We start from the raw sequence: 8,987 nt of genomic DNA on the forward strand, positions 1-8,987 counted from the left end.
AAATCAAAGAGCAAACTAGGAAGCTAGCCGCAGGTTGCTCAAAACACTGTTTTGAGGTTGCAGATAGAACTGACGAAGTCAGTCACATATATAATCCAAGTCTAAGCTGACACGGTTTGAAGAGATTTTCGAAGAGTATTATTTTGCCAATCCTTCAGCAATCTTATCAAGGTTGTATTTCATCATGTTGTAGTAGCTGTCGCCTTCTTTACCTTCTTCAGCGATTGAGTCCGTAAAGATTTGAGCATAGATTGGGATGTTTGTGTCTTTTGAAACAGTCTTCATTGGACGATCATCGACACTGGATTCAACAAATAGTGATGGAACTTTCATTTGGCGAAGTTTTTCAACCAAAGTCTTGATTTGGTCAGGTGTTCCTTCTTCTTCAGTGTTGATTTCCCAAATGTAAGCACTTGGTACACCGTAAGCTTTAGAGAAGTATTTGAAGCATCCCTCGCTGGTTACGATGAGTTTTTTCTCAGCAGGGATGTTGTTAAATTTCTCTTTAGCTTCCTTGTCAAGTTTGTCTAGCTTATCAGTATATTCTTTGAGATTTTTTTCGTAGAATTCCTTGTTGCTAGGGTCTTTAGCGCTCAATTGTTTTGCGATGTTTTTAGCAAAGATCATACCGTTTTCAAGGTTAAGCCAAGCGTGTGGGTCTTCTTTGCCTTTTTCGTTTTGACCTTCAAGGTAGATAACATCAACGCCTTCGCTGACTGCAAAGTAGTCTTTGTTTTCAGTTTTCTTAGCATTTTCTACCAATTTTGTAAACCAAGCATTGCCACCTGTTTCAAGGTTGATCCCGTTATAGAAAATCAAATCAGCTTGAGAAGTTTTCTTAACGTCTTCAGGGAGTGGTTCGTATTCGTGTGGGTCTTGGCCAACAGGAACGATACTGTGAAGATCAATCTTGTCACCAGCAATATTTTTAGTAATATCAGCGATGATTGAGTTTGTAGCAACAACTTTTAGTTTTTGACCAGAAGCTGCATCTTTTTTTCCGCTAGCACATGCTACGAGAACAATGGCGGAAAGAAAAAGAACCAACAATGTACCTAATTTTTTCATTAGATCCTCCAATTTATTGGGGCTTTACCCCTTATTTTAACAAATGTTTATTTTTCAGTTTCAAATATCGTTGTTTCGGAGCGATAAAGAAGCTAATGAGAAAGAAACTAGCGGCTGTAAGCACGATACTAGAACCTGCCGCAACGTTAAAGCTATAGCCGATAAAGAGCCCCAAAACTGAAGCAGTAGCTCCAAAGGTTGAGGAAAGGAAAATCATGCTTTTCAGGCTATTAGCATACAGATAAGCAGTTGCAGCTGGGGTAATCAGCATGGCTACAATCAGGATAGTTCCGACACTTTGCATGGCTGTCACAGACACGAGAGTCAGGAGTACCATGAGAAGGTAGTGATAGAAATTGACAGGCATTCCCATGGCTTTAGCCAAGAGTTCATCAAAGGACGTTATCAAGAGTTGCTTGAAGAAAATCCAGATTAACAAGAGAATGGCTGCCCCTACACCCATAGTAATAAACATATCTGTATCTTGAACAGCAAGAATATTACCAAAAAGGATATGGAAAAGGTCAGTTGAACTTTTAGCGACACTAATCAAGATGATACCGAGAGCTAAGAAAGAAGAAAAGGTAATGCCGATGGCGGTATCGCTTTTGACAATCGAGTTTCCCTTGATGTAGGTAATGATGATAGCAGCTAGCAGTCCAAAGACAATGGCTCCGATAAAGAAGTCAATGCCCAAGATGAAGGAGAGGGCTACACCTGGTAAGACAGCATGTGAAATGGCATCTCCCATGAGTGACATCCCACGTAGAATGATGAAACATCCTACAGCTCCAGCTACGACCCCGATAACAATAGCTGTTATCAAGGCATTTTGTAAGAAATGGAATTTTTGCAATCCATCTATAAATTCTGCAATCATAGGTCACCTCCATTGAAAAAGAGTCGATTACCGTAAGCTTCTTTGAGATTGGCTTGGGTAAAGGTTTCTTTGGTCGGACCAAAAGCAATCACTTCTCGATTGACAAGCAAGACTTGATCGAAGTAGTTGGGAACCTTGCTGAGGTCGTGGTGGACGATGAGAACCGTCTTCCCAGCTTTTTTCAGATCTCTCAGCGTATTCATGATAATCTCTTCACTGACTGAGTCAATCCCCACAAAGGGTTCATCTAAGAGGATATAGTCGGCTTCCTGCACCAAACATCTGGCAATCAAGACCCGCTGGAACTGACCTCCAGACAGTTGACTGATTTGACGTTCAGCGTAGTCAGCTAGGTCGACGATTTCAAGGGCCTCTTGCACTTTCTTCCAATGTTTAGCATTTAAACTTCGAAAGAGAGGAATAGAGGGAAATAGTCCTAACGAGACGCATTCCTTGACCTTGATGGGAAAGTTGTAGTCGATATTGATTTTTTGTTCGACATAGGCGATTCGATGTAAGGATTTTTTAACTTCCTTGTCATCGAGAAATGCCTGACCTTGATGTGGGATAATTCCCAGCATACCTTTTAATAATGTTGATTTTCCAGCACCGTTGGGACCAATGATTCCGATAATTGTTGGTCCTTGGAGCACTAGTGAAATATCCTTAAGTGCCAACGTTTCTTTGTAGGAGACACTGAGGTTTTCGATACGTATCATAAACTTATATTCCTCCTAACTCTTAATATACCTTAAAAAAAAAATTAAGTCAAGTTAATTTTTCAAAAAATTAAAATATTAACAGTAAAATATTTAAGTTCTTTTAACCTTGTATTTTAATTGCATTCCCAGTTAATTTTTGTTAAGCTAAAAACAAGTACAAATGAAAGCGAGAACAAGATGACACGTTATCAAGACGATTTTTATGATGCAATCAATGGAGAATGGCAGAAGACAGCTGAAATTCCAGCAGATAAGTCTCAAACGGGAGGTTTTGTTGATTTAGACCAGGAAATAGAAGACCTGATGCTGGCGACAACAGACAAGTGGTTGGCAGGTCAAGAGGTGCCTGAGGATGCTATCTTGGCAAACTTTGTCAAATACCACCGCCTAGTTCGTGATTTTGACAAGAGAGAAGTTGACGGTATCACACCTGTCTTACCACTTCTTAAAGAATTCCAAGAATTGGAGACTTTTGCAGATTTTACTGCTAGACTAGCAGAGTTTGAACTTGCTGGAAAACCTAACTTCCTTCCTTTTGGTGTATCACCAGACTTTATGGATGCTAGAACCAATGTTCTCTGGGCTAGTGCTCCAGGAACTATCTTGCCTGATACAACCTACTATGCGGAAGACCATCCTCAGCGTGAGGAATTATTGAACCTTTGGAAAGAAAGCACTTCTAATCTACTTAAAGTCTATAACTTCTCAGATGAAGAAATCGAAGACTTGCTAGAAAAACGATTGGAATTGGACCGCCGCATCGCAGCTGTAGTGCTCTCAAATGAAGAAAGTTCAGAATATGCCAAACTTTACCATCCATATTCTTATGAAGATTTCAAAAAGTTTGCTCCTGCTCTACCTCTAGATGACTTTTTCCAAGCTGTTCTTGGTCAAGTTCCTGATAAGGTCATTGTAGATGAAGAACGTTTCTGGCAAGCAGCAGAGCAATTCTATAGTGAAGAAGCTTGGCCTTTACTCAAGGCAAGCTTGATCTTGAGTGTGGTTAATCTTTCAACTAGTTATCTAACAGATGAGATTCGTATCTTGTCAGGTGCCTACGGACGAGCTCTTTCAGGAGTTCCAGAGGCTCAAGACAAACGCAAGGCTGCCTACCATTTAGCTCAAGGACCATTCAAACAAGCGCTTGGTCTTTGGTATGCACACGAAAAATTCTCGCCAGAAGCCAAGGCAGACGTAGAGAAAAAAGTAGCGACTATGATTGACGTTTATAAGGAACGTTTGGCTAAGAATGACTGGCTGACTCCTGAAACACGAGAAAAAGCCATCGTCAAACTCAATGTCATCAAGCCTTATATCGGTTATCCAGAAGAGCTGCCAGCTCGCTATAAGGACAAGGTAGTGGATGAATCTGCTAGCCTCTTTGAGAATGCCCTTGCCTTTGCGCGTGTTGAAATCAAGCACAGCTGGAGCAAGTGGAATCAGCCGGTTGACTACAAGGAGTGGGGAATGCCAGCTCATATGGTCAATGCCTACTACAATCCACAAAAGAACTTGATTGTTTTCCCAGCAGCTATCTTACAGGCTCCTTTCTATGACTTACATCAGTCATCTTCTGCTAACTACGGTGGGATCGGTGCAGTTATCGCCCACGAAATTTCTCACGCCTTTGATACCAACGGAGCTTCCTTTGATGAAAATGGTAGCCTCAAGGATTGGTGGACTGAGAGCGACTATGCAGCCTTCAAAGAGAAAACTCAGAAGGTTATCGACCAGTTTGACGGCCAAGAATCTTACGGCGCAACGATTAACGGTAAATTGACCGTATCAGAAAATGTTGCTGACCTAGGAGGAATCGCTGCAGCGCTAGAAGCTGCCAAGAGAGAGCCAGACTTCTCAGCTGAAGAATTCTTCAACAACTTTGCGCGTATTTGGCGAATGAAAGGCCGTCCAGAGTTGATGAAACTCATGGCTAGCGTTGATGTGCACGCTCCAGCTAAACTCCGTGTTAACATCCAAGTGCCAAACTTCGATGACTTCTTTACGACCTATGATGTTAAAGAAGGCGACGGCATGTGGCGCTCACCAGAAGACCGTGTGATTATTTGGTAATCAAAAAACCAAGGGTGTTTGATCCTTGGTTTTTATGTTTTAGAAAAATGGATTAAAGTTTTTTTCGTGGGCGATAGTCGTAGCTGGACCATGTCCTGGATAGACATCGTAGTTTGGAAGGGTAAAGAGCTGGGTTTGGACACTATGAAGGAGTTGTTCCATACTACCAGTTGGCAAATCTGTCCGACCAATGGTTTCTCGGAAAAGGGCATCTCCCGTTAAGACCAAGCGACCATCTGGAAAAACAAATGAAACTCCTCCGATAGAGTGGCCTGGAGTTGGTAATACAGTGAAGCGGAATTCTTCAATCTGGTATTCTTCATGAAAGACATAAGTGTGTTCAGCTGGTTTGCAGATGACATCCGCCATATCATCGTGTCGAGGGAGACCTGAAAGGTTGTCAACAGGAGTATAGAGCCAAGAAGCTTCACTTTCTGCCACATAGACTGGAGGATTTCCATAAGTATCTCTGACCAAGTCCAGACTCATAATATGGTCGTAGTGAGTGTGGGTCAGGAGAATGGCACAGACCGGTTTATTGATGGTTTCGATAGTCTTGCGAATGGCCTCCCAATGGTTACCCGGATCAACAACAATCAGGTGCTGGTCCCCTTCAAGATAATAAGTATTTTCATAGGCAACAGGGTTCACAGTTTTGTGGATTTTCATAGGATTTCCTCTTTCATAGATTTACAGTTTCTAGTATAACACAGAAGCACAAAATAAGGAATCAACAAAAGAGTCCCTCCATAAAGGAAGGGACTTTTAACTTTTTAAAAATGATTTTTCCAGGCATGGAAACGAGCATCTAGTAGGAGTTGTGTCAGATTTTTTAAGATTTCAACTTGCTCAGGCTCTAGAGTCTGAGCTTGAGAAACAAGTTGTCGAACATGTTCAATAGCATTTTTAGAAGACAGTTCATTAATGGAGCTGATTCCAGATTCTAGGATGGTTCCGAAAAAGAGATCAAAGTAGAGTTCCAGTTCTTCATCGGGAACACTGTCCACCCATTTTTTAAGAGTGTCTTTGATTTGGAGACTTTCGCTACTGATGGCCTCTAGTTGGACAAAGTGGTGTCCCTCTGTCAGCCAACTAAAGGTACTGTGTTGAGCGATTCCTCCGAGAGCTGTAGACTTGACGACGATAGGTGTATCAGGGACTTCTAGCATCATGCCAATAACAGATCCCTGTGGGACATAGCGGCGAATTTTTGGAATAACATCTTGATAACCAGTGGTTTCAGTCAGATGAGCCTGCAAACCAGGGGCATCGTAGGTATAAATCGCAGATATCTTTTCCTGCAATTCAGGTTGGATTTGACTAGCGGCATAGATGGCTAGATTCCCACCTTTAGAATGTCCAGCAAGCATGACGTTTTGTTTTGGATGTTGGGTAAAGAAATCTTCCAAGTATTCAAGAGCATCCTTTTGGGCAGGGATTTCCTTCATGTAGGTCATATGGAAATCTTCCTTCCAGCCAATAATACTGTCGTCTGTGCCACGAAAGACAATCAGATAAGTATCTAGGTTCAGACGATAGGTCATAGCAGCGAACTGCTTTTGAAGTTCTGTGTCGACCTCGTTGACAAAATTAGAAAGTTTGCTATTTTTAAAACGTTTGTGTTGGGATAACTGATTGAGGAGCTGAAGTCGTTCTTTATTGGTCAACATGGTACTTTCTCGAGGGACACGTGTTGCAACATCGCTTAAACGATTGACAGGCTGGTCCAATAGGTTATCAAAAGAAAGATAGGTCAACTCAGTCAGAGCAAGTATATCCAGTTCATTTAAGGGAAGATCATAAAAAGAATCGTATTGAACGTCAGTTAGGTAGTCAAAAATATTGGCCATGAGAATTCCTTTCTTAACTTTTATCATATCAGATTTACATCAATTTCGCTAGTAGTCAGAAGAATTTTGCTATAATATAGAAAAAGGAGGAGCAGATGCATAAGATTTTACTAGTAGAAGATGATCCAGTTATTCGTCAGCAAGTTGGGAAAATGCTCTCCGAATGGGGTTTTGAAGTAGTTATGGTAGAAGACTTTATGGAAGTTCTGACACTATTTGTTCAATCTCAACCTCATCTGGTTATCATGGATATCGGCTTGCCTCTCTTTAATGGTTATCACTGGTGCCAGGAGATTCGCAAGATTTCCAAAGTTCCTATTATGTTTCTGTCATCAAGAGACCAGGCTATGGACATCGTGATGGCTATTAATATGGGGGCAGATGATTTTGTGACCAAGCCTTTTGACCAGCAGGTACTTTTAGCTAAGGTACAAGGATTATTGCGCCGCTCTTATGAGTTTGGACGGGATGAAAGTCTCCTAGAGTATGCTGGAGTTATCCTCAATACCAAATCTATGGATGTGCATGTCAATGGCAAAGCTATCAGTTTAACAAAGAATGAATTTCAGATTTTGCGGGTTTTATTTGAGCATGCGGGAAATATCGTAGCGCGTGACGACTTGATGCGGGAACTCTGGAATAGCGACTTTTTTATCGACGACAATACCTTGTCTGTAAATGTAGCGCGTTTACGTAAGAAATTGGAGGAAGAAGGTTTGATTGGTTTTATTGAAACCAAGAAAGGGATAGGGTACGGATTGAAACATGCTTGAACTTAAAAGTTTTTTTCTAGCTTATATCCGTTCGCGTAGCCGTTTTTTTGCTTTTATTCTGTTATTGACGGGTCTCATCTTTCTTTTTGATGTCCTATTTGTTAGTCAAGGACCTTACTTTAACTATTTCTTCTTTCTATCTACATTTTTGACATTTTTGTTTTTGGTATATGATTTCTTGATAGAATTGCAACGTTATCGTAAGGAATTGCTCTATGGCGAAAGAAAAGCTAAGTCACCAATGGAAGTCCTTCTAACTGAAAAATTAGAGAAAAGCGAATCTGAACTCTATCAAAAGAAATCAGATGCTGAAAACCGCTATAATGATTTGGTGGACTACTATACACTCTGGGTTCATCAGATAAAAACACCAATTGCAGCCAGTAAACTCCTTGTAAGTGAGGTGGCGGATCGCCAACTGAAGCAACAGTTGGAACAGGAAATTTTTAAGATTGATTCCTATACCAATCTCGTTCTCCAATATCTACGCTTAGAAAGCTTCCATGATGATTTGGTGTTGAAGAAAGAAAATATAGAAAATTTGGTCAAGGAAGTCATTCGCAAATATGCCCTTTTCTTTATCCAGAAAGGTCTAAGTATTAATCTGCATGACTTAGACAGGAGCATTGTGACGGATAAAAAATGGCTGTTGGTAGTTATTGAACAAATCCTTTCAAATAGCCTCAAGTACACAAATGTAGGTGGAATTGAAATCTACATGGATGGTCAAGAACTTTGCATCAAGGATACTGGGATTGGCATCAAAAACAGTGATCAATTGCGAGTCTTTGAACGCGGATTTTCAGGCTATAATGGTCGAATGACCCAGCAGTCATCTGGACTTGGGCTCTATCTAACCCAGAAAATCAGCCAAGAATTAGGACATCAGATTCAAATAGAATCCGAGCTTGGGCAAGGAACAACTGTGAGAATTAAGTTCTCTGAAGTGAATTTACTGGTTGAATGAAAAGAATTGTGAAGAGCTTGGAAGAAACCTTTCAAGCTCTTCTTTAGACCTTGATATAGTGAGAAAAAAGGCTTCAATTAGATAAAAAATGTAATCTTACAAAAATGTAAGATTAAAGGCCTCTTTTGTAAGGTTATGTTATGGCAAGCCATCTTTTTTTGGAGTAAACTTAGAGCATAAAGAAAAAGGAGAGGAACCATGAAAACAATTTTACAAAAGAAACAAACAAGTAAGCCGAGTCCAAAGGATATCGAGCGAGTTCAAATCGGCATCGAAATGATGCAAGCTCAGTTTCAATTAATGGGATATTAAAAAGGAGAAGTTAAAATGACACTATTAGATGTAAAACACGTTCAAAAGATTTATAAAACTCGCTTTCAAGGCAACCAAGTAGAAGCCCTGAAAGATATTCACTTTACCGTTGAAAAAGGCGACTACGTCGCTATCATGGGTGAGTCTGGTTCTGGTAAGTCAACTCTACTCAATATTCTTGCTATGCTTGACAAGCCAACGCGTGGGCAGGTCTTCCTAAACGGAACTGACACAGCTACCATTAAAAATTCTGAAGCATCAAGCTTCCGTCGTGAAAAGTTAGGCTTTGTCTTCCAAGACTTCAATTTGTTAGATACGCTTTCTGTTAAAGACAATATCTTACTC

General features: G+C 40.6%; 9 protein-coding genes. 4 read left to right on the forward strand and 5 right to left on the reverse strand.

The window, feature by feature from the left end; translation table 11 throughout:
• Window positions 1-138: 138 nt before the first annotated feature.
• Genes psaA through ADM33_RS08400 form a run of 3 tightly spaced genes read right to left on the reverse strand, consistent with a single transcriptional unit; the run spans window position 139 to window position 2,667 of the window.
• The gene (gene psaA, locus ADM33_RS08390; protein WP_049504473.1) at window positions 139-1,068 is read right to left on the reverse strand and encodes a metal ABC transporter substrate-binding lipoprotein/adhesin PsaA; all 930 of its coding nucleotides are present in this window, start codon (window positions 1,066-1,068) and stop codon (window positions 139-141) included.
• A gap of 31 nt (window positions 1,069-1,099) precedes the next feature.
• The gene (locus ADM33_RS08395) at window positions 1,100-1,948 is read right to left on the reverse strand and encodes a metal ABC transporter permease (protein WP_006148893.1); all 849 of its coding nucleotides are present in this window, start codon (window positions 1,946-1,948) and stop codon (window positions 1,100-1,102) included.
• A complete protein-coding gene (locus ADM33_RS08400) occupies window positions 1,945-2,667 on the reverse strand; it encodes a metal ABC transporter ATP-binding protein (RefSeq protein ID WP_049504474.1) in 723 nt (240 codons plus the stop codon). Before ADM33_RS08400 ends, ADM33_RS08395 begins: the two co-directional genes overlap by 4 nt.
• 180 nt (window positions 2,668-2,847) lie before the next feature.
• On the opposite strand from ADM33_RS08400, the gene ADM33_RS08405 reads away from it, so the two are divergent.
• Window positions 2,848-4,740, forward strand: coding sequence for a M13 family metallopeptidase (locus ADM33_RS08405; RefSeq protein WP_049504476.1), 1,893 nt, complete (start codon window positions 2,848-2,850; stop codon window positions 4,738-4,740).
• Window positions 4,741-4,779: 39 nt separating this feature from the next.
• Here the strand turns inward: ADM33_RS08405 and ADM33_RS08410 are convergent, their stop codons facing one another.
• On the reverse strand, window positions 4,780-5,409 hold the full coding sequence (locus ADM33_RS08410) for an MBL fold metallo-hydrolase (RefSeq protein ID WP_049504478.1): 630 nt from the start codon (window positions 5,407-5,409) through the stop codon (window positions 4,780-4,782).
• A gap of 104 nt (window positions 5,410-5,513) precedes the next feature.
• Window positions 5,514-6,590, reverse strand: coding sequence for a DUF2974 domain-containing protein (locus ADM33_RS08415; protein WP_049504479.1), 1,077 nt, complete (start codon window positions 6,588-6,590; stop codon window positions 5,514-5,516).
• A gap of 95 nt (window positions 6,591-6,685) precedes the next feature.
• Here ADM33_RS08415 and ADM33_RS08420 point away from each other — a divergent pair, with 95 nt between their 5' ends.
• From ADM33_RS08420 to ADM33_RS08430, 3 genes are all read left to right on the forward strand, one after another.
• Window positions 6,686-7,363 carry a response regulator transcription factor gene (locus ADM33_RS08420; protein ID WP_049504481.1) on the forward strand — a complete coding sequence of 226 codons (678 nt, stop codon included), beginning with the start codon at window positions 6,686-6,688 and terminating at the stop codon, window positions 7,361-7,363.
• Complete coding sequence (locus ADM33_RS08425) at window positions 7,356-8,330, forward strand: sensor histidine kinase (protein WP_049504483.1); 975 nt, start codon at window positions 7,356-7,358, stop codon at window positions 8,328-8,330. The genes ADM33_RS08420 and ADM33_RS08425 overlap by 8 nt, the downstream gene beginning before the upstream one ends.
• A gap of 327 nt (window positions 8,331-8,657) precedes the next feature.
• On the forward strand, window positions 8,658-8,987 hold a 330-nt coding region (locus ADM33_RS08430), incomplete at its 3' end, for an ABC transporter ATP-binding protein (protein ID WP_049504485.1).

The sequence above is a fragment of the Streptococcus oralis genome (genome assembly GCF_001075875.1).
Lineage (GTDB): Bacteria > Bacillota > Bacilli > Lactobacillales > Streptococcaceae > Streptococcus > Streptococcus oralis_I.

What these genes read in the sequence shown, in the direction of transcription:
- ADM33_RS08420 (WP_049504481.1), top strand. Translation starts at nt 6,686, where the DNA reads ATGCATAAGATTTTACTAGTAGAAGATGATCCAGTTATTCGTCAGCAA.
- ADM33_RS08395 (WP_006148893.1), bottom strand. Translation starts at nt 1,948, where the DNA reads ATGATTGCAGAATTTATAGATGGATTGCAAAAATTCCATTTCTTACAA.
- ADM33_RS08410 (WP_049504478.1), bottom strand. Translation starts at nt 5,409, where the DNA reads ATGAAAATCCACAAAACTGTGAACCCTGTTGCCTATGAAAATACTTAT.
- ADM33_RS08415 (WP_049504479.1), bottom strand. Translation starts at nt 6,590, where the DNA reads ATGGCCAATATTTTTGACTACCTAACTGACGTTCAATACGATTCTTTT.
- ADM33_RS08425 (WP_049504483.1), top strand. Translation starts at nt 7,356, where the DNA reads ATGCTTGAACTTAAAAGTTTTTTTCTAGCTTATATCCGTTCGCGTAGC.
- ADM33_RS08405 (WP_049504476.1), top strand. Translation starts at nt 2,848, where the DNA reads ATGACACGTTATCAAGACGATTTTTATGATGCAATCAATGGAGAATGG.
- ADM33_RS08400 (WP_049504474.1), bottom strand. Translation starts at nt 2,667, where the DNA reads ATGATACGTATCGAAAACCTCAGTGTCTCCTACAAAGAAACGTTGGCA.
- psaA (WP_049504473.1), bottom strand. Translation starts at nt 1,068, where the DNA reads ATGAAAAAATTAGGTACATTGTTGGTTCTTTTTCTTTCCGCCATTGTT.